Origin of the sequence: Bradyrhizobium glycinis (assembly GCF_016031655.1) — a bacterium.
Lineage (GTDB): Bacteria > Pseudomonadota > Alphaproteobacteria > Rhizobiales > Xanthobacteraceae > Bradyrhizobium > Bradyrhizobium glycinis.
Map to the genome: position 1 here is coordinate 1 of NZ_JACCHQ010000004.1, position 25,615 is coordinate 25,615.

General features: G+C 64.8%; 25 protein-coding genes. 16 read left to right on the forward strand and 9 right to left on the reverse strand.

Annotated features, from left to right (window positions below; all coding sequences use genetic code 11):
* Nucleotides 1-727, reverse strand: a 727-nt coding sequence (locus HZZ16_RS08670; protein WP_197948064.1) for an AI-2E family transporter, incomplete at its 3' end; no start/stop codon positions are given.
* A 208-nt stretch (nt 728-935) separates the two neighbouring features.
* Here HZZ16_RS08670 and HZZ16_RS08675 point away from each other — a divergent pair.
* The 3 genes from HZZ16_RS08675 (at nt 936) to HZZ16_RS08685 (ending at nt 2,720) form a co-directional block, all read left to right on the forward strand.
* Nucleotides 936-1,733: a L,D-transpeptidase gene (locus HZZ16_RS08675; protein ID WP_197948065.1), complete on the forward strand. Its 798-nt coding sequence runs from the start codon at nt 936-938 to the stop codon at nt 1,731-1,733.
* 16 nt (nt 1,734-1,749) lie between these two features.
* Nucleotides 1,750-2,397 carry a DUF2865 domain-containing protein gene (locus tag HZZ16_RS08680; RefSeq protein WP_197948066.1) on the forward strand — a complete coding sequence of 216 codons (648 nt, stop codon included), beginning with the start codon at nt 1,750-1,752 and terminating at the stop codon, nt 2,395-2,397.
* Between the two features lie 167 nt (nt 2,398-2,564).
* Nucleotides 2,565-2,720 carry a Thivi_2564 family membrane protein gene (locus HZZ16_RS08685; protein WP_042335954.1) on the forward strand — a complete coding sequence of 52 codons (156 nt, stop codon included), beginning with the start codon at nt 2,565-2,567 and terminating at the stop codon, nt 2,718-2,720.
* Between the two features lie 149 nt (nt 2,721-2,869).
* Here HZZ16_RS08685 and HZZ16_RS08690 read toward each other — a convergent pair whose 3' ends face one another.
* The 4 genes from HZZ16_RS08690 to cysD form a co-directional block, all read right to left on the reverse strand.
* Nucleotides 2,870-3,070 carry a CsbD family protein gene (locus tag HZZ16_RS08690; RefSeq protein ID WP_197948067.1) on the reverse strand — a complete coding sequence of 67 codons (201 nt, stop codon included), beginning with the start codon at nt 3,068-3,070 and terminating at the stop codon, nt 2,870-2,872.
* 178 nt (nt 3,071-3,248) lie between these two features.
* Nucleotides 3,249-5,414: a malate synthase G gene (locus HZZ16_RS08695; protein WP_197948068.1), complete on the reverse strand. Its 2,166-nt coding sequence runs from the start codon at nt 5,412-5,414 to the stop codon at nt 3,249-3,251.
* 404 nt (nt 5,415-5,818) lie between these two features.
* The gene (gene cysC / locus HZZ16_RS08700) at nt 5,819-7,735 is read right to left on the reverse strand and encodes an adenylyl-sulfate kinase (protein WP_197948069.1); all 1,917 of its coding nucleotides are present in this window, start codon (nt 7,733-7,735) and stop codon (nt 5,819-5,821) included.
* Between the two features lie 19 nt (nt 7,736-7,754).
* Nucleotides 7,755-8,549 (reverse strand): sulfate adenylyltransferase subunit CysD, encoded by a 795-nt coding sequence (gene cysD / locus HZZ16_RS08705; protein ID WP_197948313.1) that lies wholly within the window; start codon nt 8,547-8,549, stop codon nt 7,755-7,757.
* Nucleotides 8,550-8,792: 243 nt separating this feature from the next.
* Here cysD and cysG point away from each other — a divergent pair, with 243 nt between their 5' ends.
* The 12 genes from cysG (at nt 8,793) to HZZ16_RS08765 (ending at nt 20,091) form a co-directional block, all read left to right on the forward strand.
* Nucleotides 8,793-10,217 (forward strand): siroheme synthase CysG, encoded by a 1,425-nt coding sequence (gene cysG / locus HZZ16_RS08710; protein ID WP_197948070.1) that lies wholly within the window; start codon nt 8,793-8,795, stop codon nt 10,215-10,217.
* Nucleotides 10,214-10,531: a DUF2849 domain-containing protein gene (locus HZZ16_RS08715; RefSeq protein ID WP_036036910.1), complete on the forward strand. Its 318-nt coding sequence runs from the start codon at nt 10,214-10,216 to the stop codon at nt 10,529-10,531. The genes cysG and HZZ16_RS08715 overlap by 4 nt, the downstream gene beginning before the upstream one ends.
* 11 nt (nt 10,532-10,542) lie before the next feature.
* Nucleotides 10,543-12,198: a nitrite/sulfite reductase gene (locus tag HZZ16_RS08720; protein WP_197948071.1), complete on the forward strand. Its 1,656-nt coding sequence runs from the start codon at nt 10,543-10,545 to the stop codon at nt 12,196-12,198.
* Nucleotides 12,185-12,700: a DUF934 domain-containing protein gene (locus tag HZZ16_RS08725; protein ID WP_197948072.1), complete on the forward strand. Its 516-nt coding sequence runs from the start codon at nt 12,185-12,187 to the stop codon at nt 12,698-12,700. Before HZZ16_RS08720 ends, HZZ16_RS08725 begins: the two co-directional genes overlap by 14 nt.
* A complete protein-coding gene (locus tag HZZ16_RS08730; protein ID WP_197948073.1) occupies nt 12,697-13,422 on the forward strand; it encodes a phosphoadenylyl-sulfate reductase in 726 nt (241 codons plus the stop codon). Before HZZ16_RS08725 ends, HZZ16_RS08730 begins: the two co-directional genes overlap by 4 nt.
* 120 nt (nt 13,423-13,542) lie before the next feature.
* Nucleotides 13,543-14,544, forward strand: coding sequence for a sulfate ABC transporter substrate-binding protein (locus HZZ16_RS08735; RefSeq protein ID WP_197948074.1), 1,002 nt, complete (start codon nt 13,543-13,545; stop codon nt 14,542-14,544).
* Nucleotides 14,545-14,581: 37 nt separating this feature from the next.
* Nucleotides 14,582-15,418, forward strand: coding sequence for a sulfate ABC transporter permease subunit CysT (gene cysT, locus HZZ16_RS08740; RefSeq protein WP_197948075.1), 837 nt, complete (start codon nt 14,582-14,584; stop codon nt 15,416-15,418).
* Between the two features lie 9 nt (nt 15,419-15,427).
* Nucleotides 15,428-16,339: a sulfate ABC transporter permease subunit CysW gene (gene cysW / locus HZZ16_RS08745; protein WP_197948076.1), complete on the forward strand. Its 912-nt coding sequence runs from the start codon at nt 15,428-15,430 to the stop codon at nt 16,337-16,339.
* Nucleotides 16,329-17,363 (forward strand): sulfate/molybdate ABC transporter ATP-binding protein, encoded by a 1,035-nt coding sequence (locus HZZ16_RS08750; protein WP_197948077.1) that lies wholly within the window; start codon nt 16,329-16,331, stop codon nt 17,361-17,363. Before cysW ends, HZZ16_RS08750 begins: the two co-directional genes overlap by 11 nt.
* A 179-nt stretch (nt 17,364-17,542) precedes the next feature.
* Complete coding sequence (locus HZZ16_RS08755) at nt 17,543-18,046, forward strand: CAP domain-containing protein (protein ID WP_197948078.1); 504 nt, start codon at nt 17,543-17,545, stop codon at nt 18,044-18,046.
* 79 nt (nt 18,047-18,125) lie between these two features.
* Nucleotides 18,126-19,301, forward strand: coding sequence for a DUF3734 domain-containing protein (locus tag HZZ16_RS08760; protein WP_197948079.1), 1,176 nt, complete (start codon nt 18,126-18,128; stop codon nt 19,299-19,301).
* Nucleotide 19,302: 1 nt separating this feature from the next.
* The gene (locus tag HZZ16_RS08765) at nt 19,303-20,091 is read left to right on the forward strand and encodes a 3-hydroxybutyrate dehydrogenase (RefSeq protein ID WP_197948080.1); all 789 of its coding nucleotides are present in this window, start codon (nt 19,303-19,305) and stop codon (nt 20,089-20,091) included.
* Between the two features lie 145 nt (nt 20,092-20,236).
* Here HZZ16_RS08765 and HZZ16_RS08770 read toward each other — a convergent pair whose 3' ends face one another.
* Together HZZ16_RS08770 and HZZ16_RS08775 are read right to left on the reverse strand one after the other, a co-directional pair.
* Nucleotides 20,237-21,604: a flippase gene (locus tag HZZ16_RS08770; protein WP_376707558.1), complete on the reverse strand. Its 1,368-nt coding sequence runs from the start codon at nt 21,602-21,604 to the stop codon at nt 20,237-20,239.
* Nucleotides 21,605-21,888: 284 nt separating this feature from the next.
* Nucleotides 21,889-22,728: a protein-disulfide reductase DsbD domain-containing protein gene (locus HZZ16_RS08775; protein ID WP_197948082.1), complete on the reverse strand. Its 840-nt coding sequence runs from the start codon at nt 22,726-22,728 to the stop codon at nt 21,889-21,891.
* Between the two features lie 142 nt (nt 22,729-22,870).
* On the opposite strand from HZZ16_RS08775, the gene HZZ16_RS08780 reads away from it, so the two are divergent.
* A complete protein-coding gene (locus HZZ16_RS08780; protein ID WP_197948083.1) occupies nt 22,871-23,515 on the forward strand; it encodes a YqgE/AlgH family protein in 645 nt (214 codons plus the stop codon).
* A gap of 236 nt (nt 23,516-23,751) precedes the next feature.
* Here the strand turns inward: HZZ16_RS08780 and HZZ16_RS08785 are convergent, their stop codons facing one another.
* Nucleotides 23,752-24,639 carry a TauD/TfdA dioxygenase family protein gene (locus tag HZZ16_RS08785; protein WP_197948084.1) on the reverse strand — a complete coding sequence of 296 codons (888 nt, stop codon included), beginning with the start codon at nt 24,637-24,639 and terminating at the stop codon, nt 23,752-23,754.
* 96 nt (nt 24,640-24,735) lie between these two features.
* The gene (locus tag HZZ16_RS08790; RefSeq protein ID WP_197948085.1) at nt 24,736-25,515 is read right to left on the reverse strand and encodes an SDR family NAD(P)-dependent oxidoreductase; all 780 of its coding nucleotides are present in this window, start codon (nt 25,513-25,515) and stop codon (nt 24,736-24,738) included.
* Nucleotides 25,516-25,615 lie beyond the last annotated feature (100 nt).

Below are 25,615 nucleotides of genomic sequence, written 5' to 3' on the forward strand. Positions count from 1 at the left end.
GGCCGGTGGCGATGCCGACGCCGACATTGATGAGGGTGACGGTCAGCAGATAATTGCCGAGATGGACCTCGATCTCGTTGAGGATCCGGAGCGTGCGCAGCCGCGCGTCATGATCGCTGAAGGTCATGATCATGGCCCGCCGCAGGTCGCGCCAGCTTGCGATGAACAGGATCAGGGTGACGAAGAACAGCAGGAATTCGGTAAAGGTCGGTGACAGGAATTCCAGCGTCGGCTGCACCCACTCGACCTTGGGGATGTGGAGGCTCGGGAATCCCTCCGAGCCGCCGAGCATGGCTTGCATCTCCCGCCAGAGCGCAAGCGGCCGATCGAACACGTGCAGCTTGTCCCTCAGTTGCGCGCCAAGCTCCGGCAGGCGCGTGCTCCACTGCATGACTGGCGAAGCGATCAGCGCCACGACGAAAGCGGCCACCGCGGTCACCGCGACCACGATCAGCACGGCGCCGAGGCTGCGTGGGACCTTGTAACGCTCGAGAAAGCCGGCCGCCGGCGATAGCATTGTGCCGGTGACGAAGGCCATCACGACCGGCAGGAAGAACGCCTTGCCGACATAAAGCACGGCGACGATCGCAATCAGCAACAGGCCGGCCAGCGCGAACGCGACGAATTCGGTGCGGCGGATCACCGGCGGCAGCTCGACATGGCTCTCGGGAAGCGGATCGCCTTCGCTGTTGCCGGAAATCAGACGTTCACTGGGTAGGACGCGCACAATATCTCTCCCGCACGGAATCCGTGATCCGCGCGCCCATTGATGACCTGACTAATGCTTGGGCGGCGTGCTGGTTCCATCGCGGCTTCGTGAACAGACGCTCGCTTGACTGTGACGTCGCTGCCGCACGCTGAGCCGGAACTTCGATCCAGCCGGCGGAGTTTGTTGGAGCAGCGCATCACCTGATGCACATCCAACGGGGCAGCTCATGACAAAGTTGTTTGCAGTCCGTCGCAGCTTCTCGCCGCGCGCCGTCAGCGCGTTCGCTTTCGCAACCGCTCTTCTCGCAGGGCCGGTGGGCACTGCGAGCGCGCAAACCTTCGGCTATGCGCCGATGCAGCGGGTGTACCCGCAGGACCTGTACCAGCAGGACCACGGCTATTCGCAGGATAACATCAACGCGCCGCCGCAGGTCGCCGACGAGGATGCCCAATTGCCCGATCGGCTGCGCAGGCAGATCGTCGGCTTCGACCGGAGCGAGCCGGCCGGTACGATCGTCATCGATACCAACAGCACCTATCTCTATTACGTGCTCGGAGGCGGCCGCGCGATCCGCTACGGCGTCGGCGTCGGCCGCGAGGGCTTTACCTGGTCGGGCGTGCAGAGCGTCAGCCGCAAGGCCGAGTGGCCGGACTGGCATCCGCCGGCCGAGATGATCGCGCGCCAGCCCTATCTGCCGCGCTTCGTCGCCGGCGGCCCCGGCAACCCGCTCGGTGCGCGCGCAATGTATCTCGGCTCGAGCCAATACCGCATCCACGGCACCAACGATCCCTCCACCATTGGCAAGTTCGTCTCGTCCGGCTGCATCCGCATGACGAATGAGGACGTCATCGACCTGTTCAACCGCGTCAATGTCGGCGCCAAGGTCGTGGTGCTGCCGAAGAACGCGCCCTTGATGGCCAGAGGAGGCGACAAGGCAGGCGAGCCTGTACGCAGGCGGCCGGCCGTGACGACGCTGCCCTCGGGCCGGCAGGCGTTGAACATCACCTCGTCGGCCGTGAACTGAGCGTGAGCGAGGTCATATGAGCAGACGCCTGATTGGCAAATGGGCTGGTGGAACGGCGATCCTGATCGCGGTTTCCGCCGGTCTCGCATCGGCGCCGGTGGCCCATGCGGAGGATTTCTTCTCGGCATTGTTCGGCGGCTTCCGGGTGCGGCCGCCGCCGGAGATCCGCATGCCGTTCCCGAATGACCTGCCGCGCTACGATGCGCCACGTCAGCGGCCCTCCTATGGCGGCGGCACGGCCTATTGCGTGCGCGGCTGTGACGGCCGCTATTTCCCGGCGCAAGGCAGCGATGCCGAGAGCAAGGCGCAATCCTGCAAGAGCTTCTGCCCGGCCTCGGAAACCTCGCTGGTCTACGGCAGCAACATCGACGACGCCACCACGGAGAACGGAAAGTCCTATTCCGACCTGCCGAACGCGTTCCGCTATCGCAACGAGATCGTTGCGGGCTGTACCTGCAACGGCAAGGATCCGGTCGGGCTCGCATCGGTCAAGGTCGAGGACGACCCCACCCTGCGCAAGGGCGACATCGTCGCCGGTGCCAATGGCCTCGTGGTCGCCAGCCGCAACGCCAATGACCGCCGCGGCGTCGCGATGAATTTCTCGCCACTGCCGGAATCGGTGCGCGCCAGATTCCGCCAGGTCCCCGTGGTGGCGAAGGAGTAGCGCGCGACTGCATCGACGGCGGCCATCCCGTGTCGGACGCCCAAACTGCTGGCCGACCCGGCTCGGGACCGAATTTCGTAAGAGGCTACGGCAGGGTTTCCGAAATGGAACCGGCCTCGCTGCGGCGCGTTAGAACAGCATAGCAATTGCCTGAAGGGGGCCTCGCGATGCTGGTCGGCGTACTCGTCACCTTTCTCGTCGTCATTCTCGTGCTTTATCTCATCAACATGCTGCCGATGGACGGCCGCGCCAAGCAGATCGCGCGCGTGATCGTCATCATCATCGGCGTCGTGTCGCTGTTGAAATATTTGACGGTATTCTAGCGACGCTGTCCCAGTCCGGACGAGCGAAGCGACATCCGAAGCGACTTCTGGGGTGCCGCAACAAAAGTCCGGGATATCGCTGCGCGCATCCGGACTACTGCTCTCAAGCAATTAGCCCCGGCGTGAGCCGGGGCTTCGTTCGTGCCGCCTCAATGCAGCGACTTCAGCCAATCATCGACGTCCTGACGAACCTGGTCCTTGGCCTTGCCGTAGCGCTCCTGAAGCCGGCCCTCGAGCTGCTCGCGGCGGCCCTCGATCAGTTGGAGGTCGTCATCGGTGAGCTTGCCCCATTTCTCCTTGGCCTGACCCTTGAACTGCTTCCAGTTTCCTTCGATCCGATTCCAGTCCATGACCATCTCCCGTTGGTTGATGGCCCGACAACGCAAGGCCCATGGGGCCTGTTCCGTGACACAGCGCGACGTTTCGCCCAACAAAAAGCCCCGGCTTAGGCCGGGGCTTTCGATGTTCCCGTGACTTCGCTCAGCCGAGCGCCCTGTTATCCAAGAGCCTTGTTATCCAAGAGCCTCTTTATCCCAGCGCCTTGGCCTCGCGACGGCGCGCGGTGAGGATGTATTCGGTGTAGCCGTTCGGCTGCTCGCGCCCCTTGAAGATGAGGTCGCAGGCGGCCTTGAAGGCCACGCCGTCGAAGGCAGGCGCCATCGGCTTGTAGATGGGATCGGACGCGTTCTGCTTGTCGACAACGACCGCCATGCGCTTGAGCGACTCCATCACCTGCACCTCCGTGATGACGCCCTGGTGCAGCCAGTTGGCGAGGTGCTGGCTGGAGATGCGCAAGGTAGCGCGGTCTTCCATCAGGCCGACATCGTGGATGTCGGGCACCTTGGAGCAGCCGACGCCCTGATCGATCCAGCGCACGACATAGCCCAGAATGCCTTGGCAATTGTTGTCGATCTCCTGCCTGACGTCATCGGGCGCCCAGTTCGACTTCGACACCGGAATGGTGAGGATGTCGGACAGTTTTGCGCGCGGGCCGCCCTTGGCAAGCTCCTCCTGGCGCGCGATCACGTTGACCTGATGGTAGTGTAGCGCGTGCAGCGTCGCCGCGGTCGGCGAGGGCACCCACGCGGTGGTGGCGCCGGCCTGCGGATGGCCGAGCTTCTGTGCCAGCATGTCCGCCATCTTGTCGGGCGCGGCCCACATGCCCTTGCCGATCTGGGCGTGGCCGGGCAGGCCGCAGCTCAGGCCCATGTCGACGTTCCAGTCCTCGTACGCCTTGATCCAGGCCTGCGCCTTCATCTCGTTCTTGCGGATCATCGGGCCCGCTTCCATCGAGGTATGGATCTCGTCGCCGGTGCGGTCGAGGAAGCCGGTGTTGATGAACATGATGCGCTTGGAGGCGCGCTGGATGCAGGCCTTGAGGTTGACGGTGGTGCGCCGCTCCTCGTCCATGATGCCGACCTTCAGTGTGTTCTCCGGCAGGCCCAGCATCTTCTCGACGCGGTCGAAGATCTCGCAGGTCAGCGAGACCTCGTCCGGGCCGTGCATCTTCGGCTTGACGATATAGGCAGAGCCGGTGCGGCTGTTCTTGACCTTGGAATGGCCCTTGAGGTCGTGGATCGCGAGCAGGCCCGAGACGGCGGCGTCCAACAGGCCTTCCGGAACTTCTTCGCCCTTCTCGTCGAGCACCGCGTCGGTGAACATGTGGTGACCGCAATTGCGCATCAGCAGCAGGCTGCGGCCGTGCAGCTTGAGCTCGCCCTTGCCGTCGGGCGTCTTGTAGAGGCGGTCGGAATTGAGCGAACGGGTCAGCGTCTTGCCGCCCTTCTCGAAGTCGGCCGACAACGTGCCGTTCATCAGGCCGAGCGTGTTGCGGTAGACCAGCACCTTGTCCTCGGCATCGACAGCGGCGACCGAGTCCTCCATGTCCAGAATGGTGGAGACCGCGGCCTCCATGATCATGTCGGCGACGCCGGCCGGATCGTCCTTGCCGATCGCGCTGCTGCGGTCGATCTTGACCTCGATATGCAGGCCGTTGTTGACGAGCAGCACTGCGCTCGGCGCGGCCGGATCGCCCTGGTAGCCCGCGAACTGCGCGGCATTCTTCAGCGCCGTTGCGTTGCCGCTCTTCAGCTTCACCGCGAGCTGGCTCGCGACGACGCTGTAGCCGGTAACGTCGGTGTGGCTGCCGGTTGCGAGCGGCACGGCGTTATCGAGGAACGCCTTGGCCTTGGCGATCACCTTGTCGCCGCGCGCCTTGTTGTAGCCCTTGCCGCTCTCGGACGGGTCGTTCGGGATCGCATCGGTGCCGTAGAAGGCATCATAGAGCGAGCCCCAGCGCGCATTCGCCGCGTTCAGCGCGTATCGCGCATTGGTGAGCGGCACCACCAGCTGCGGTCCGCAGATCTTGCCGATCTCTTCGTCGACATTGGCGGTCTCGACCTTCTGCGTCGCCGGCTCCGGGACGAGATAGCCGATCTCCTTCAGGAAGGCGGTATAGGCATCGAGGTCGAACGCCTTGCCCTTGTTGGCGCGGTGCCAGTCATCGATCTTGCCCTGCAGCTTGTCGCGGAACGCGAGCAGCTCGCGGTTCTTCGGTCCCAGCTCCTTGATCATGCCGGCGAGCCCGGCCCAGAACGCATCCGGCGCGATCCCCGTTTTCGGGGTGGCTTCCTTGGCGATGAAGTCAAACAGAACAGGGGCGATCTTCAATCCGTGGGCGTCGACGCGTTTCATGATGGGCTTTCTTGTTGGAAATGGCTGTTTTTGGCTGCTTTTGACCCGACAGCAGCAAAATGCGCCCACGCGGGGCAGCTTTCGGACCTATTAGCCCCAAAATCAGGGCGGTGAGAAGACCCCCGGAGGCTTGTCAAAATGTCAAGAAGGGAGGGATGCGCTCGTTTTACAAGCCGATTGAGCCCAGCTCTCGGCCACGCACACAACTGCGCTCCCTCCCCCCTTGTGGGGGAGGCGGGGGAGAGGGGTAGCCCAGCAAAAGGTGTGTCTGAGATCGACGAAGCGGGATGTTCTTACTGACGGAGAGAATCCCCGTGGGGACCCCTCTCCCTAGCCCTCCCCCACAAGGGGGGAGGGAACGCACTACCTGTGTGGCGGCAGCGAGTGCAGCAACGAGAATGTGCTCAAATATTCGCAGCGAGGTCCACGACTTCGTCGAACAGCACGCCTGATGCCTTCAGCATCTGCTCGATCTCGTCGGCCGCTTCCGCAACCGTTCGCTTCGACGTATCAATCACGAGCTCGGCCGCCTCAGGCTTCTCGTAGTCGTTGCCGATGCCGGTGAACGAGGCGAGCGCGCCAGCGCGGGCCTTCTTGTAATGGCCCTTGGGATCGCGCTCCTCGCACACCTCGGCCGGCGTCGCGACATGGATCTCGCGAAACGCGGTGTCGGCGATGCGACGTGCGGCGGCGCGATCTTCGCGCGCGGGCGAGACCGCCGCGACGATGGCGATGTGGCCGTTGCGGGCGAGATGCGTCGCGACCTCGGCGAGGCGGCGGATGTTCTCGCTGCGATCAGTGGCGGAGAAGCCGAGATCGCTGTTGAGCCCGGCGCGCAGCGTGTCGCCGTCGAGCAGGATCGGCGAGCCGCCATTGGTGAAGAGACGCCGCTCCAGCGCCCGCGCCAGCGTCGACTTGCCGGAGGCCGGCAGGCCGGTGAGCCAGACCACGGCGCCGTTGTGGCGGTAGCGTGCCGAGCGCTCGTCGCTGCGCAGCGCCGATTCCACCGGCACGATGTCAACAGGCACGGCACGCTGACCGGCATCGACCGACAGCACCAGACCGCCGCCGGCGATGCGTCCGGAGACCTCGATCACGAGGCGGCCGGTGCGGGGATTCTCGGTGTAGGGATCGGTCGCGATCGGATTGGACAGGGAGATGTCGATCTCGCCGACATGGTTGCGGCCGATCGCCTTGTTCTCGCTGCTCGAGAGCTCGCCGGGATCGACCGCCTTCTCGATGGCGACCACGGTGGCGCGGCTTTCCTTCGGCCCGCAGCGCACCAAGAGCTGATTGCCCTTGGCGAGCGGCTTATCGTGCAGCCAGAATATCCGCGCGCGCAGCCGCCGCGTCTCGCGCGGGGCGCTGCCCGCATGCGCGATGATGTCGCCGCGCTCGATGAACAATTCGCGGTCGAGCGTGATGCCGACCGAGCGGCCCGCGCCCTGCCGTCCCGCCACGGGCGTCACCGGCCAGCTCTCGACCGTCTTGATTTTCGCGATCTTGCCTGCAGGCATGATCACGATCTCGTCGCCGGCGATCAGGCTGCCGGATTCGATGCGGCCGGCGACGATGCGGCGGTCGTCGAACTTGTAGATCGCCTGCACCGGCAGCCGCAGCGACAAGGCTTCGAGCGGACGTGCCGGCTCGAGGCGATCCAGCGCCTCGACCACGGTCGGCCCCTTGTACCAGCCGATGCGGTCGGTGCGCATCGCAACGCCGTCGCCGTCACGCGCGGAAATCGGGATCACGGCCGTGGGTGTCACGCCGAGGCCGTTCAGATGCGCGGAAATCTCGTCGCTGATGTCCTTGAAGCGTGCGGCGGAGAAATCGACGCGGTCCATCTTGTTGACGACGACGGCGACCTGCTTCACGCCGAGCAGATGCAGGAGATAGCCGTGCCGCCTGGTCTGGTCGCGCACGCCCTCCAGCGCGTCGATGATTAGGACAGCACCGTCGGCCTGCGAGGCGCCGGTGATCATGTTGCGCAGGAATTCGGCGTGGCCGGGCGCATCGATCAGCACGATGTCGCGCGAATTGGTGCGGAAGCGGATCTGCGTGGTGTCGATGGTGATGCCCTGGTCGCGCTCGGTCTGCAGCGCGTCGAGCAGGAACGACCATTCGAACGGCATGCCGCGCCGCGCGCTGACGGCTTTCAGCATTTCGAGCTTGCCCTCGGGCAGGCTGCCGGTCTCGTGCAGGAGGCGGCCGACCAGCGTCGATTTGCCGTGATCGACGTGACCAACGATGACGATGCGGACCTGCGGACGCGTGGTGCCGTTCGGCGTGGCGGGCGAAGCCGGGGTGACGATCATGTTCATATCGCGCTCGCGTCCTTGATCAGAGATAGCCGGCGACGCGAAGGCGCTCGAAGGCGTCCTCGGTCTCGTGGTCGAGCGCGCGCCCCGAGCGCTCCGGCACCTTGGTCTGCTCGAGCTCGATCAGGATCTCGTCGATGCTCGCAGCGTTTGAGGCAACCGGATTGGTGATGTCCTGGTCACCCAGCGAGCGATAACGCTTGCCATTCTTGGCGAGGTACAGCGGAATGATCGGGATGTTCTCGCGCTTGGTGTAGGCCCAGATGTCGGCCTCGGTCCAATGCAAGATCGGATGGATGCGCAAATGCGCGCCTTGCGGCGGCGAGGCGTTGAAATGATCCCAGAACTCCGGCGGCTGGTCGCGCACGTCCCAATTGCCCTCCAAGCCGCGCGGCGAGAACACCCGCTCCTTGGCGCGCGTTGCTTCCTCGTCGCGGCGGATGCCGGCGATCAGGCCGTCGAAGCCGTACTTTGCCAGCGCCATCTTGAGGCCCTCGGTCTTGCGCGCGGCGGACCGGGCCGCTGGCGGCAGCGTCGGGTCGACGGCATCGATCGGCGGACAGGGCTCGACGCGCAGATCGAGATCCCATTCCTTGCCGTAATGATCGCGGAAGCGGTACATCTCCGGAAACTTCTTGCCGGTATCGACGTGAAGGGCCGGGAACGGCATCCTGCCGAAGAAGGCTTTCCGCGCCAGCCAGATCATGACGTTGGAGTCCTTGCCGAGCGACCACAACAGAGCGATCTTCTTCAGCCGGGCAAAGGCCTCACGGAAGATGTAGATGCTCTGCGCTTCGAGCTGGTCGAGATGGTCCATGCTCGGGGCAAGTTCGGCAGAAAATTCTTGCGCGCGCACGCGCTCAGCCAGCGCCGGATTGCTCAGTCGATCAGCAGCGGAATCGTCCTTGAGAAGATGCATCTCTGCCACTTTGCGTTTGGAGGCGAAAATTCTATAGTTGCGCTGCGGAAGAGAAGAAAAAATTTCTCTTTGCGCGCTCGAAACGAGACATATATAGAAAATAATTCCAGTCAACCCCGTTTGTGGGGAAGCGAGTATCACATGCGGTTCTTGCCGGTGTTCCTCGATCTCAAGGCCGGCCCGGTGGTCCTCATCGGGGCGGGCGAGCTTTTGCGCGCCAAGCTGCGCGTGCTCGCCGCTGCCGGCGCGCGCCTGCGCGTGCATGCGATCGACGGCAATCATGACCTTGGCCTGGCTTACGAAGATGCGGCGCGCATCGAGATCGCGGCGGGCGATCCGCTCACGGCGGATCTTTCTGGCGTCATCGCCGTCGTCTGCGCGGGCGCAGGCGATGTCGGTGTCGCCATGTCGGCTCGCGCCAAGGCGGCTGGCCTGCCCGTCAACGTCATGGACGACCTCGAACATTCCAGCTTCATCTTTCCGGCCATCGTCGATCGCGGCGATGTCGTGGTCGCGGTCGGCACCGGCGGCACCTCCCCGGTGGTGGCGCGGCGCGTGCGCGAGAAGATCGAAGCGCTGCTGCCGGCGCGCATCGGCGAGCTCGCCGAGTTCATCGGCACCTTCCGCAAGTCGATCAACGAGCGCATCGCCGAGTTTCCGCTGCGCCGCCGCTTCTGGGAGCGCGTCGTCGACGGTCCGATCGGCGCCGCCGTGCTCGCGGGCCGCAACAGCGAAGCGGACGCATCGCTCAGGGCGATCTCCGATCCGGCCGCATTCGCGCGCGCGGGCAAGCCGGAAGGCTCCGTCACGCTGGTCGGCGCCGGCCCCGGCGATCCCGATCTGCTCACCATCAAGGCGCTGCGCGCGCTGCAGGACGCCGACATCGTCTTCCATGACGAGCTGGTCTCGCCCGAGATTCTTGACCGCATTCGCCGCGACACCACCCGCGTTGCGGTCGGCCGCCGCGTCGGCAAGCCCGGCATCGGCCAGGACGCCATCAACAAGCGCATGATCGAGGCCGCGCAATCGGGCCAACGCGTGGTGCGGCTGAAAGGCGGCGATCCCTTCGTGTTCGGCCGCGGCGGCGAAGAGGTGGAAGCGCTGCGTGCGGCCGGCGTCGCCTATTCGATCATTCCCGGCATCACCGCAGGGCTCGGCGCTGCTGCCGATTTCGAGGTGCCGCTCACTTACCGTCACGAAGCGACCCGCATCACCTTCCTCACCGCGCACAAGGCGCGCGATGCCGAGAACGTGGATTGGTCGACCCTGACCGACACCAGAATGACGGTCGTGGTCTACATGGGCATGACCGCAGCGCCCGCCGTGCGCGCCGGCCTGTTCGCCGCCGGCCGCTCGCCGGAGACGCCGGTCGGCGTGTTCGCGCGCGTCACGCGGCCCGATGCGCAAGGCGCGATCGGCACGCTGCGCGACCTACCGGAACTGGTGCGGCGGATCCATGGCGGTCCCGCCATCCTCATCATCGGCGACGTGGTCCGGCATGCCGGCTCGCTTCGCCGCCAGATACCCAAGAAAATCATCTCTGACCTATTGGATGCAGCCGAATGACCTCTCCGCTCGAACAAAAGAAGATCCGTATCGCCGGTCCCTCGGTCGTGACCGCCAACCGCACCTGGGACGGCATCGTGGTCTACCGCACTGCCGCCAAGAGCTGGTCCGCCGAGCTGTCGGAAGCCGCGATCGTGCGCAACTCCGACGAGGCCAAGGCGTTGCTTGCGGAGGCCGTGGCCGATGACGTCGGCGCCATCGGCCCCTATATCGCGCCGGTGCAGATCGGCGACGATGGCAAGGTCCTGCCCGGCAATCTGCGCGAACAGATTCGCCGCACCGGCGTCACCATTGGACAGCCGGCCCAGGTTTAAGGCACGCACTTATGTATGCTTACGACGAAATTGACCGCACGCTCGTCAACGAGCGCGTCTCGGAGTTCCGCGACCAGGTGAAGCGGCGCCTGTCCGGCGAGCTCACCGAGGACGAGTTCAAGATCCTGCGGCTTCAGAACGGCGTGTATCTGCAGCTGCACGCTTACATGTTCCGCGTCGCGATTCCCTACGGCACGCTGGCGACGAACCAAATGCGGGCGCTCGCCCACGTCGCGCGCAAATACGACCGCGGCTACGGCCACTTCACCACGCGGCAGAACATCCAGTTCAACTGGATCAAGCTCGCCGAGCTGCCGGATGCGCTCGAGGATCTCGCCAAGGTCGGCATCCATGCGATGCAGACCTCCGGCAACAATATGCGCAACGTCACGTCGGACCAATGGGCCGGCGTCGCGCCGGGCGAGATCGAGGACCCCCGTATCTGGTCGGAGCTGATCCGCCAGCACACCACGCTGCATCCGGAATTCTCGTTCCTGCCGCGCAAGTTCAAGATCGCGATCACCGCCTCGGACCACGACCGCGCTGCGATCAAGATCCACGATATCGGCCTGCGGCTGATCAAGAACGAGAAGGGCGAGACCGGCTTCGAGGTGCTCGTCGGCGGCGGTCTCGGCCGCACGCCGTTCATCGCCAAGACCATCAAGCACTTCGTGCACGGCCGCGACATCCTCAGCTACATCGAGGCGATCTTACGCGTCTACAATCAGTACGGCCGCCGCGACAACATCTACAAGGCGCGCATCAAGATCCTGGTGCACGAGCTCGGCATCGAAAAATTCTCGCGCGAGGTCGAGGACGAGTGGCAGCACATTCGCAACTCCTCGCTCCAGCTCGACGACGAGGTGATCGAGGACATCCGCTCGCGCTTCACCTATCCTGCTTACGAGAAGCTGCCGCACATGCCGGACGAGCTGCGCCAGGCCGCGGCCGACCCTGATTTCGAGGCATGGCGCAAGAACTCGGTGGCCCCTCACAAGGTGCAGGGTTACTCCATCGTCACGATCTCGCTGAAGCCGACCGGCGGGCCTCCTGGCGATGCCACCGCCGAGCAGATGGACGCGCTGGCCGATCTTGCCGACAAATATTCCTTCGGCGAGATCCGCGTCGGCCACGAGCAGAACCTGGCGCTGCCGCACGTCGCCAAGCGCGACCTGCCGGCGCTGTGGAAGGCGCTCGACAAGCTTGGGCTGGCGACGCCCAACGTCAACCTGATCACCGACATCATCGCTTGCCCCGGGCTCGATTATTGCTCGCTGGCGAATGCGCGCTCGATCCCGATCGCGCAGGAGCTCACGCGGCGCTTCGCCAATCACGAGCTGGCCAACCTGATCGGCCGTCTGCACATCAACATCTCCGGCTGCATCAATGCCTGCGGTCATCACCATGTCGGCCATATCGGCATTCTCGGCGTCGAGAAGAACGGCGAGGAGGTCTACCAGATCACCATCGGCGGCCGTGCCGACGAGAACGCCGCGCTCGGCACCCTGATCGGCCCCGGCGTCAAGTTCGACGAGGTCGCCGACGTGGTCGAGGATATCGTGGAAGCCTATCTGGCGCTGCGCGAGCGGCCGGAGGAGCTGTTCATGGACACGGTGAAGCGCCTCGGCGTCGAACCCTTCAAGGAGCGGGTCTATGCCACTCGTTAACGGCGGAAAGATCGTCGATGACAGCTTCGTCAAGCTCGCCGTCGACACCCCGCTGCCCGAGGGCGGCGACATCCTGGTGCCCGCCGAGCGCTTCTTTGGCGAAGCCGACGTGCTGCTCAAGCGGTCGGGCAAGGTCGGCGTGATCTGGCCCAACAATCGCGACATCGCCGAGCTCGTGCCGTATCTCGGCAAGGTCGCCGCGGTCGCGCTGGTGTTCCCGACCTTCCGTGACGGACGGGCTTACAGCCAGGCGCGGCTGCTGCGTGAACGTTACAATTACCGCGGCGAATTGCGCGCCACCGGTCAGGTGCTGCGCGATCAGTTCGTGTTCATGCTGCGTGCGGGCTTCGATGCCTTCGAGGTCAAGAAGCAGGCCGACGCGGAAGCCTTCATGCAGACCGCGAAGCGCTATTCGGTATTCTACCAGCCCACCGGCGATGGCCGCATCACCGCGCTGCACCGGCGCATGCAATTGCGCCACTCCGAAGGGGTCGGCACGTGAACGCGATCGCGCCTCAGGTTTCGCCCGTGTCTGCGCTGCCTTCGGCGGACGAGCTCGATCGCGCCTTGCGCGATGCCTCGCCTGCGGAGGTCATTGCCGCGGCGCTCAAGACGGTCGGGCGCGAGAAGCTTGCGCTGGTGTCCTCCTTCGGCACGGAATCGGCGACGCTGTTGAAGGTCATGGCGGACGTCGATCCGGCGATCCCCGTGATCTTTCTCGACACCGGCTGGTTGTTCGAGGAGACGCTGGCTTATCGCGATACGCTCATTGCGACGCTGGGCCTGAAGGACGTTCGCTCGATCAAGCCGGCCGAGGAGACACTGTCGCGGGAAGATCCCGACCGCGACCTCTGGTTCTCCGATCCCGACGCCTGCTGCCGCATCCGCAAGGTCGAGCCGCTGGCGCGCGCGCTGAAGCCGTTCGACGCCTGGCTCAACGGCCGCAAGCGCTTCCAGGGCAATGCGCGCGCCGACATTCCGGTGGTCGAGGACGACGGCGCGCGGCTGAAGTTCAATCCATTCGCCAACGTCTCGCGCGAGGAGATCGAGGCGATCTTCACCCGCGCCAAATTGCCGCGGCACCCTCTGGTTGTGTCAGGATTCCTGTCGGTTGGGTGTATGCCTTGCACCAGCAGAACGACTGAAGGCGAGGATGCACGCGCCGGCCGGTGGCGCGGCCGGGCCAAGACAGAATGCGGCATCCACACGATGAAGACTTCGTAGCACAGTCACGCTGCCACGCTGCGAACAAGAAAATCGGGTTCCGTTGACACAAGAGCGTTTCGCCACGAGTTATGCCTGCCGTCGATGACGCTGACGTCGTCGAGGTGAATGGAGATGGACATGATGCGCCGTATCGTTCCGCTCGCCGCAGCATTGCTCGCGACAGGGTTCTGGGCAGGCTCGGCTCTGGCCGCTGACATCAATTTGCTGAACGTGTCGTACGATCCGACGCGCGAGCTCTATGTCGAGTTCAACAAGGCGTTCGCGACCGCCTATCAGAAGGAAACCGGCAAGAGCGTCGAGATCAAGCAGTCGCACGGCGGCAGCGGCTCGCAGGCACGCGCGGTGATCGACGGCTTGCAGGCCGATGTGGTGACGCTTGCGCTGGCCTATGACATCGACGCCATCGCGAACAAGGGCCTCACCGCGGCTGATTGGCAGAAGCGGCTGCCGCAGAATTCATCACCCTATACCTCGACCATCGTCTTCCTGGTGCGCAAGGGCAATCCCAAGGGCGTCAAGGACTGGGACGATCTGATCAAGCCGGGCGTTGCCGTCATTACGCCCAACCCGAAGACGTCGGGCGGCGCACGCTGGAATTATCTGGCCGCCTGGGGCTTTGCGCAGAAGAAGTACGGCTCGACCGACAAGGCCAAGGACTTCATTGGAAAGCTCTACCAGCAGGTGCCGGTCCTGGATACCGGCGCGCGCGGCGCCACCGTGACCTTTGTCGAGCGCGGCGTCGGCGACGTGCTGCTCGCCTGGGAGAACGAGGCCTATCTCGCGCTTAAGGAGTTTGGTCCCGAAAAATTCCAGATCGTTGCACCGCCGCAGTCGATCCTCGCCGAGCCCCCGGTCGCGATCGTGGACAAGGTTGCCGACAAAAAAGGCACCCGCAATGCGGCCGACGCCTACCTTCAGTACTGGTACACCAAGGAAGGGCAGGAGATCGCCGCGCGCAATTTCTACCGTCCGCGCGATACCGAGACCGCCAAAAAGTATGAAAATTCCTTCGCCAAGGTCGAGCTGTTCACGATCGACGACGTCTTCGGCGGCTGGACCAAGGCACAGAAGGAACATTTTGCAGACGGCGGCGTTTTCGATCAGATTTACAAGAACTGATCGGGCGCTGTCGTAGGGGGCTTTAGCAGGGGGCCTGGTGAGCGCACTCGCAGCACGACGCCGGACATTGCCGGGCTTCGGTCTCACCATGGGACTGACGCTTTCCTGGCTGTCCGTGATCATCCTGATTCCGCTCGCCGGCCTGTTCCTGAGATCGCTTGAGCTCAGCCCCGAGCAGTTCTGGAACATCCTCTCCAGCCGCCGCACCCTGAACGCGCTCCGCGTCTCGTTCGGCCTCGCCTTTGCGGCGGCCTGCGTCAATCTGGTGATGGGCAGCATCATCGTCTGGGCGCTGGTGCGCTACCGCTTCCCCGGCCGCCGCATTTTCGACGCCATCGTCGACGTGCCGTTTGCGTTGCCGACGGCGGTGGCCGGCGTCGCGTTGACGGCGCTGTTCGCCGAGAAGGGCTGGCTGGGGGCACCGCTCGCCGCACTCGGCCTCAAGGTGGCGTTCACGCCGGTCGGCATCTTCGTCGCCATGATCTTCATCGGCATTCCCTTTGTTGTGCGCACCGTGCAGCCGGTGCTGCAGGATCTCGATCCTGAAATCGAGGAGGCCGCGGGCAGCCTGGGAGCCAGCCGCTGGCAGACCATCGTCCGCGTGATCCTGCCATCGCTCGCGCCGGCGCTGCTCACGGGCCTTGCGCTGGCCTTCGCCCGCGCGGTCGGTGAATATGGCTCGGTGATCTTCATCGCCGGCAATCTGCCCAACGTCTCCGAGATCGCGCCGCTCTTGATCGTGATCCGCCTGTCCGAATTCCGTTACGCCGATGCGACCGCGATTGCGGTGGTCATGCTGGTCGTCTCCTTCGTCATCATCTTTGCGGTCAATCGGCTCCAGCGCTGGGCGCAGAGCCGGATCCCGGCGCGCTGAGGGCGGATCATGACGATGCAGATCGCAGATTCCATGTCGCTCTCGGCCTCCGACTCGAAGGCACGCGCGCACGCGGCGGCAGCGCGGAACAATTTGCGCACCGAGCCGCGCGCTGTCCGCATCGCCATCATCACGCTGGCGGTGCTGTTTCTCACCGTCTTCGTCGTGCTGCCGCTCGTCGTCGTATTCGCGCAGGCGTTTTCGCGCGGCATCCTCGCCTATTTCGCCGCGCTCGCCGAGCCGGAGGCGATGGCGGCGATCAAGCTGACGTTGATCGTCGCCGCCATCTCCGTCGGACTCAATCTGGTGTTCGGCCTCGTCGCCTCCTGGGCGATTGCAAAATTCGAATTTCCGGGCAAGACCTTCCTGATCACGCTGATCGACCTGCCGTTCTCGGTCAGCCCGGTGATCTCGGGCCTCGTCTTCGTGCTGCTGTTCGGCGCGCAAGGCTATTTCGGCAGCTGGCTGCGCGAGCACGACATCCAGATCCTGTTCGCGGTTCCCGGCATCGCGCTCGCCACCACCTTTGTGACCTTCCCGTTCGTGGCGCGCGCGCTGATCCCCTTGATGCAGGAGCAGGGCACGCAGGAAGAGGAGGCCGCGATCTCGCTCGGCGCCTCCGGCCTGCAGACCTTCTTCCGCGTCACCCTGCCCAACATCAAATGGGGCGTGCTCTACGGCGTCCTGCTCTGCAACGCGCGCGCGATGGGCGAGTTCGGTGCGGTCTCCGTCGTCTCCGGCCACATCCGCGGCGAGACCAACACCATGCCGCTCTTGGTCGAGATCCTTTACAACGAATACCAGTTCGTCGCCGCGTTCGCGATCGCCTCGCTGCTCGCAATGCTGGCGCTGATCACGCTGATCGCAAAAACCGTTCTCGAACGTCATCTGGACGAAGGACACGAGCCCCGTGACCATTGAAGTCAAGAATCTCGTCAAGAAGTTCGGCAGTTTTGCAGCCCTCGACGGCGTTGATCTCAAGGTCAATGACGGTGAGCTGCTGGCGCTGCTCGGCCCGTCCGGCTCCGGCAAGACCACCTTGCTGCGGATCATCGCCGGCCTCGACTGGCCGGACTCGGGTGAAGTCACCTTCAACGGTGAGGACGCGCTGGCGCAAGGCGCCCGCGAGCGCCACGTCGGATTCGTGTTCCAGCACTATGCGCTGTTCCGCCACATGACGGTGTTCGAGAACGTTGCCTTTGGCCTCCGCGTGCAGCCGCGCGCGGTGCGAAAGGACGAGGCTGCGATCCGCTCGCGCGTCAAGGAGCTGCTCGATCTGGTGCAGCTCGACTGGCTCGCCGACCGCTATCCGAGCCAGCTCTCCGGCGGTCAGCGCCAGCGCATCGCGCTCGCCCGCGCGCTCGCGATCGAGCCGCGCATCCTCCTGCTCGATGAGCCCTTCGGCGCGCTCGACGCCAAGGTGCGCAAGGAGCTGCGCAAATGGCTGCGCTCGCTGCATCACGAGATCCACGTCACCTCGATCTTCGTCACGCACGACCAGGAGGAGGCGCTGGAAGTCGCCAACCGCGTGGTGGTGATGGATAAGGGACGGATCGAGCAGATCGGCTCGCCCGACGATGTCTACGACAATCCGGCGACGGCTTTCGTGCACGGCTTCATCGGCGAATCCATCGTGCTGCCGATCCAGATCGGCGATGGCGCGATCCGGCTCGGCGACCGGCAGCTCGATCTGGCCGCCGATGGGCTTGCGCCTGGCGCGTCGAGGCTGTTCGTGCGGCGACATGATATGCTGGTCGGACCGCCCGGCAGCGGCGCCTTCGAGGGGGCGGTCCAGCACGTCCGCAATTTCGGCCCGGTGCAGCGGGCGGAAGTAGCCCTGTCCGGCGGCGAGACCATCGAAATCGACGCCCCCCGCGACAAGGAACTGCGTGCCGGCGACACGATCGGCCTCAATCCGCGCCGTTACCGGATTTTTGCGGGCTGAACTGTCTCGTCATTCCGGGGCGCGCGCTAGCGCGAACCCGGAATGACGAGCTTGTAGCGTAAGATTCCGGGTTCAGTGCTGCGCACTGCCCCGGAATGACGGCTCAAATTCTCTTCAAAATTCACCTTTCAGCCATTGTTGGTATGCAACAACGGCCCCTCATTTGGGGGCCCCGATTCATGCGCGCTGCGGCCGCAATTCTCATCATGTTGCTGCTCGTCGGCTGTGCCGGCAACGAAGCACCGGTCGAGCAGCCGTCGATGTATGCCGACATGGCGGTCCCGGGCTCCAAGCTCGACGTCCAGGCAGCTGCGATCATGATCTCGCAATACCGCCAGAACAACGGGCTCGGCACGGTCGTGGTCGACCCGGATTTGACTCGGCTCGCCGAATCCCAGTCGGGCGCGATGGCGGCGGCCAACAAGATGGACCACGACGTCCGCGCGCCGCTGGCCAAGCGTCTGGCCTCTGGCGGTTATCCAGCCACCGTGGCGGTCGAGAACATCTCGGCCGGCTATCATACGCTGGCGGAAGCGTTTTCCGGCTGGCGCGACTCGCCTCCGCATCGCGCGAACATGCTCAAGAGCGGTGTCACAAAATTGGGCATCGCGGCGAGCTATGCTCCAGGCACCAAATACAAGGTGTTCTGGACCATGATCCTGGCCTCCACGGAGCCTCGATAAGGCAGACTTTATCCGGGGGATGCATTGACGTCGCGGCGGAGTGTCGCCACGGTGGCCAGCCTTTTGCTATTGTTCCCGCATGACCGATCATAGTCCGGAAACCGCAACAATCCCCACGAATGCGCAACGCGTTCTGGTCCTCCAGGGCGGCGGCGCGCTCGGCTCGTACCAGGCTGGCGCCTTCCAGGCGCTGTGCGGCTACGGCTTCGATCCGGAATGGGTGGCCGGCATCTCGATCGGCGCGGTCAATGCCGCCATCATCGCCGGCAACGAGGGGCGCACCCGCGTCGAGCGGCTCAAGGAATTCTGGGAAATGGTGTCCGCCCCGGTGCCGTGGAAGCCGGTCGGCAAGAGCGATCACAGCCGCGAGCTGTTCAATTCCACCAGTGCCGCGCTGATTGCGACCTTCGGCGTGCCCGGCTTCTTCACGCCGCGCATTCCGCCGGCGCCGCTGTGGCCGCCGGGGCATCCCGAAGCGGAAAGCTATTATGACACCGCGCCGCTGAAGAAGACGCTGGAACGTCTGGTCGATTTCGACCGCATCAACGATCTGAAGACACGCCTGTCGGTCGGCGCGGTCGGCGTCACCTCGGGCAATTTCAAATATTTCGACAATTACGCGTTCAAGAAGCTCGGCAAGAAAATCGGCCCCGAGCACATCATGGCCTCCGGCGCGCTGCCGCCGGGCTTTCCCTCCGTCGTCATCGACGGCGAACATTATTGGGACGGCGGCATCGCCTCCAACACCCCGCTCGACTACGTGCTCGATGCCGAGGTCGAACGCGACATGCTGATCTTCCAGGTCGATTTGTTTTCCGCGCGGGGCGAACTGCCGAACTCGCTGCTGGAGGCCGCCGAGCGCGAGAAGGACATCCGCTATTCCAGCCGCACGCGGATGAACACCGACAAGAACAAGCAGCTGCACAACGCCCGCAGGGCCGTGCGCGATCTGATCGGCAAATTGCCGGACTATCTCAAGAACGATCCTTCGGTCGAATTCCTGGCGAAAGTGTCGCGCGAAAGCACCGTCACCGTGGTGCATCTGATCTATCGCAGCAAGAACTACGAGTCCTCGTCCAAGGATTACGATTTCTCGCACATTGCCATGGTCGAGCATTGGGAAGCCGGCGTGCGCGACGTGCACCTGTCGATGCGCCACAAGGACTGGCTGGAGCGGCCGCAGTCGGGCGAGACCATGGTGACCTACGATCTCACGGGGGACGTCACCGCGCCCCCGGCAAAAAGGAGCGAATAGAATGGGTACTCTGTCAGGCAAGAACGCCGTCGTGACCGGATCGACCAGCGGCATCGGGCTCGCTTACGCGCGCGCCTTCGCCGCCGCCGGTGCCAACGTCGTCATCAACGGCTTCGGCTCGCCGGAGGACATCGAGAAGGAGCGCACCAAGATCGAATCCGACTTCGGCGTCAAGGCGGTCTACTCGCCCGCCGACATGACCAAGCCCGCCGAGATCGCCGGCATGATCGCGCTCGGCGAGAAGACGTTCGGCTCGGTCGACATCCTCGTCAACAATGCCGGCATCCAGTTCGTCTCGCCGATCGAGGAATTCCCGCCGGAGAAGTGGGACCAGATCATCGCGATCAACTTGTCCTCGGCCTTCCACGCCATCCGCGCCGCCGTGCCCGGCATGAAGAAGAAGGGCTGGGGCCGCATCATCAACACGGCGTCGGCGCACTCGCTGGTGGCCTCGCCGTTCAAGTCGGCCTACGTCTCGGCCAAGCACGGCATCGCCGGTCTCACCAAGACCGTGGCGCTGGAGGTCGCGACCCACAAGATCACTTGCAACTGCATCAGCCCGGGCTATGTCTGGACTCCGCTGGTCGAGAAGCAGATTCCCGACACGATGAAGGCGCGTAATCTGACGCGCGAGCAGGTCATCAACGACGTGCTGCTCGATGCGCAGCCGACCAAGGAGTTCGTCACCTCCGAACAGGTCGCCGCGCTCGCCCTGTTCCTGTGCAGCGACGACGCCGCCCAGATCACCGGTACCAACCTCTCGATCGACGGCGGCTGGACCGCGGAGTAGATCCATACTCCGTCATGCCCCGGCTTGACCGGGGCATCCAGCCGCAGGGTGGGCAAAGGCGCTCTTGCGCCGTGCCCACCATTTTTCCGCGATCGAGAGAGACGGTGGGCACGCTCCGCTTTGCCCACCCTACGAATTCCAATCGCTATTTTCCGAACGCCAGCACGTGCAGCCCCAACCGCTGCCGCACGATCCAGAACAACAGCACCGTCTCGAAGGTGAGCGAGATCGAGGTCGCAGCCGCCGCGCCGTGGCCGCCGTGGCGCGGCACCAGCGCGATGCAGAGCACGACATTCATCACGAAGGCCAGCGCGTAAGCGAGCGCGCAGATCTTCTGCTGGCCGAGCATGTTGAGCAGCCGCTCGACCGGCCCAATCGCGGCGCGCACCACGAGGCCGATCGCGGCCACGAACATGATGTCGTAGCCGATCACGAATTGCGGCCCGAACAGCCACAGCAGCGGCTTGCCGAGCGCAAGCAGCACGATCGTTGCCGCCAGCGACGGCCAGAACGTCCAGCTGATCGCATGCGCGACATAGGCCGACAGCCGCGCCTTGTCGCCGCTGGCGTTGTATTCGGCGAACCGGTGCGCCGTCGTCGCGGACATCGCATAGTGGATGAACGAGACCAGCGCCAGCGTCTTCACCACGGCGAAATAGACGCCGACCTCGTCCGAGGGACGGAATTGCTGCAGCACCAGCACGTCGGTGTAGGACAGGAGCAGGTAGAAGCTCTCGACCAGCAGGATCGGCAGCGAGACGGCGAGCCAGCCCTTGACGTCATAGGCCTTCGGTCCCGGCGCGATGTGCTCGGCGAGCTTGCGGTTCAGCACCACCAACTGGCCGGCCATCGCGATCCATACCGCGCCCAGGCTCGCCAGCATCGCGGCGACGGCGCCGAGATGATAGCCGAGCAGGAAGGCGAGCGCCGTGATGCCGATGATCAGCGCCTGGCGGATGATGAATTGCGGCATCAGGCCGAGCTGCATCCAGTCGTGCGAGCGCGCGATACCGTCCTGGGTGTTGGCGACGACGAAGGCGGGCAGCGTCATGCAGCCGATATAGAGCGGCAGCACCTCGGCCGGATCGATCCAGGGCGATAGCAGTTTGACGATGCCGGCAAGGCCGAGCGACACCAGCGTGGACACGGCAAAGGTCAGCCAGCGGCTGCCGGAGAGGAAGCCGCGCAGCAGCGCGTGCGCGGCGCTCGCGCGGTACTCCGGAATGATCTTTTGCGCGGAGGCCGAGATGCCGAAATCCATCATGCTGCCGAGCAGCAGCACCCAGGTCCAGACATAGACATAGATGCCGTAATCGGACGTCCCCATCCAGCGCGCGAGCAGCACCTGCGAGACATAAGCGAGGCCCGCGCTGATGACGCGGATGACGAAGATGGTGCCGGCGAGCCGCCGCGTCAGCGACGCCTCGCTCGAGCCGCCCGCGAGCTTGGCGCGCAGCCGCGCGACCAGCCCGGTCGGTCCGGTCGTTGCGGGTGGTGCGTCCATCACGGCCAATTCGAACAATCCCCAGAGCGACCTGCAGCGGCAGGTGAGGGATTAGCAACCATTCGTTAAGATTGGGTTGGGCGGCTATTCCATGCTCGGTGTCGTCCCGGACAAGCGCGCCTCAAGCGCGCCGATCCGGGACCCATACCCCCAGGGAAAAGTTGCAGCGCGAGCTGGCAACCGCGAGTCTTGGCCAAACCGCTCCCCGTGGCTGCACGCCGCTGCGCGGCGCTTGTCCGGGACGGCATTGAATGTGAGGCGCCGGTGGTGCAGCTGACTCGCGCTAACCGGCCTCACTGCAAATTCGTATTGAACTCGTACGCCTTGTCCGGCCCGACCAGCGTGAACTTCAGCGCGGCGCCCTCGGGCTTGGCGCCCGGCGGCAGCCCGTCGAGCTCGAACGAGAAGCGCACGACCCCCGGCGGGCCGTGCTGCACCGGCCCCGGAATCGGCAGCGCCCAATCGGGTGTCGGGCCTTCAACGAACAGATTGACGTTGCGGCCATCCGGCGTCGCCACGTCGACCACCACGTTCTTGGGCCCGTCCCGCTTGACGTCGCGAATGGTGAGCGGATTGGGATCGCCGATATTGGCCGGCTTCGGCACGGTGTCGAGCGCCGCTCGCAGGTTCGCGTCCTCGGTCGAGGCGACGCTGTTGAAGCCGAGCTCGGCGCTGGCCTCCACGGGAATGCAGAGCTTCTCGCACACCGCGTAGTTGATCTCGGCGCGCAGGGTCACCGGCTTGTCCGCGGCCTTGGCGACAATGCGCAAGGGAAGTACGATCTGGTCGCGATAGCCGATCGAATGGCCGCCCGCGCCGTCGTCGAACTTCAGCGGCGCCGGCCACATCACCGTCACCGCTTCGACATTATCGGACTTGGAGAAGTCGAACCGGGGTGGAACGCCGGAATCGCCGGGCGACCGCCAGTAGGTCTTCCAGCCGGGCTGCAGCTGGAAGGCGATACCGCCGAGCAGCACCGCGCCGCTGCGCGATCCCGCCAGGAGCCGCACCGCGGAATGTCCATCGCGCTGCCAGGGCGATGCGTCATCGGCACGGGCCGCGAGGGCCAACGACGACGCGAGCAGGGTTGTCGCGACGCCAATCGCCGCACGCAGGGGAACAATGCTGGACATGGCACGTCTTTACAGGGTCACCCAGGGCCAAACCATTGAATTGCTTGTGATGGATGCACTCGAATCAAGCCGCCGCAAGCCTTGATTTGACAGCCGCCCGGCCCGACATCAGGATAGGAATTGAAACCGGAGTGCTTGAGCGATGGCTCCCACAGGCAAGAGGACGGGCGAAAGCACCCGCAGCTCGGGCGCCGCGCTGCCCAGTTCCGGCGGCTATCTCGACGGCCGGCTCCTGATCGCAATGCCGGTGATGGGCGATTCCCGCTTCGAGCGCTCGGTGATCTATCTCTGCGCCCATTCGGCCGAGGGGGCGATGGGCATCATCGTGAACCAACCTGCCGGCAGCATCGATTTCCCCGAGCTCTTGCAGCAGCTCGGCATCATCAAGAAGGGCGAGCACATCAAGCTGCCGGAGAATGCCGAAAGCATGAAGGTGCTGCGGGGCGGTCCGGTCGATACCGGGCGCGGCTTCGTGCTGCATTCCAGCGACTTCTACATCGAGAACGCCACGCTGCGGATCGATGACGGCGTCTGCCTGACCGCGACGGTCGACATCCTGCGCGCCATCGCCAACGGCTCCGGCCCAAAGCACGCCATCCTCGCGCTCGGCTATGCCGGCTGGGCGCCGGGCCAGCTTGAGACGGAGATCCAGAGCAACGGCTGGCTGCATTGCGACGCGGATGCGGATCTAATCTTCGGCGACGACGTCGACGACAAGTACAACCGCGCCTTGCAGAAGATCGGCATCGACCCCGGCATGCTCTCGAACGAGGCCGGGCACGCGTAGTGCTATTGCTTCGCTGTAATCTTCCCACCCAGCTCTGTCGTCGCCCGGCTTGAACCGGGCCTAGTACGCCGCCGCCTCTCGGTTCAATCGCGGCCGTCTCTGGAATACTGGATCGCCCGGTCCCGGCTCCGCCAAGGCTACGCCGGGGCCCACACGGGTGCTTGGCGCGCCGAAGCCTTAGCGAAGGCGGCAAGCCGGGCGATGACACCGGTTACTGAGGAGCGTTGGTGCAGCGCCTACTCCGCCGCCTGCTGCTGCACCGTCGGCTCCGTCCCCGCCACCGTTGCGCGGCGCATGTCGCGGGGCTGGGACTGGTCGTAGCGGCGGACGCGGTGCATGGTCTGGCGGTTGTCCCACATCACGAGGTCATGCAGCTTCCATTTGTGCACATAGACAAACTCAGGCTGCGTGGCGTGCTCATTCAGATCGCGCAGCAATAGCCGCCCCTCGGGCACGCTCATGCCGACGACCTTGCCGGCATGCGATGACAGATACAGCGACTTGCGGCGATGCACGGGGTGGGTGCGCACCAGCCGTTGCAGCACCGGCTTGAACATCTCCTTCTCTTCGTCGGTGTATTCGGTGAAGCCGAGCGATCCCCGCGAATACATCAGCGAATGCTCGCAGACGAGGTCCTCGATCTCCGCCTTGGTCTCGTCGTCGAGCGCGTCATAGGCCGCGCGCATGTCGGCGAATTCGGTGTTGCCGCCCTTCGGGTTCACCACGCGAGCCGACAGCAGCGAGAACTTTGCGGGAATGGGGCGGAACGAGCTGTCCGAGTGCCACAGGCAATTGCCGAGGTTGAACAGATTGGCGCGGCTGTCCTTCGGCAGCGGCTTGCCGTCCTTGCCGAGGTTGGAGACGTCGTTCAGGCCCGAGGTGAGGCGGTATTCGTCCGCCTTGGTGATGTTGCCGCCGCGTGCATCCTCGCGCTGGCCGAAATTCAGCGCGAACGCCATCTGCTGCTCGTCGGTGATGTCCTGATCGTGGAAAACGAGCACCGCGTACTTGTCCATGGCGGCCTCGATCTCGCGCGCCTGATCCGGCGTGAGCGGCTTGCGCAAGTCGAGGCCGGACACCTCGCCGACGAAATGTTTCTGAAGCTGCCGGATGGCGATGGTCATGGCGTTCCTCCCGCATCTACGAGCGGTTTCCCCGCTCTGTTTGTGGAAAAAATGACTCCCGCATCCGGCGATGTCAACGCGCCGCGCGCATGCCTCTCACGCGTTCCGCGCCATCAGCCCGCCGTCGACCGGAATCACCGCGCCGGTGAGGAAGGATGCCGCCGGCAGGCACAGGCTCAGCGTCATATGCGCGACCTCTTCCGGGTCGCCGTAGCGGCCAAGTGCGGTGCGGCGCTTGGCGTAGATGGTCTTGTGCTCCTCCGGGATGCGGTCGGTGATTCCGGTGCGGATCGGTCCGGGGCAGATGCAGTTGACGGTGATGCCCTCGCGGCCGAGCTCCACCGCCAGCGAGCGGGTGAGGCTCGCAACGCCGCCCTTCGCGGCCGAATACGGGCTGTGCAATGCGGTGGCGCCGAGCGCCTCGGTCGAGGCGATGTTGACGATGCGCGGACATTTCGACTTGCGCAAATGCGGCAGCGCGGCGCGGATGATGCGCGGATGCGCCGTCAGCATCACGGCGATGCCCTTCGCCCAGGCATCCTCATAGGCCTCATCGTCGATCGCGACACGAACCGAGATGCCGGCATTGTTGACGACGATGTCGAGCGCACCGAAATGCGCGGCGACATCGCCGACCACGCGCTTGATCTCGCCGCCGTCAGCGACGTCGAGCTTCCACGCCCTTGCCGTGCCACCGCTCGCCGCGATCTCCCTGGCGACGTCATGCGCGCCCTGCTCGTCGAAATCCGTGACGGCGACGTTCGCACCTTCGTTTGCGAACACGCGCGCGGTGGCGCGCCCCATGCCGCTGGCCGCGCCCGTGACGAGCACGGTGAGGCCTTTCACGGACCGGCTGAGCTCCCTGACGTCGGACATGCTGTTTCCTCGCACTGAGCTGGCTCTTGTTATGATTGACAAGGCTGGCATCGATCCGCAGACAGGTCAAACAAGCAGAAAGCAACAGGGGAGGCCGGGA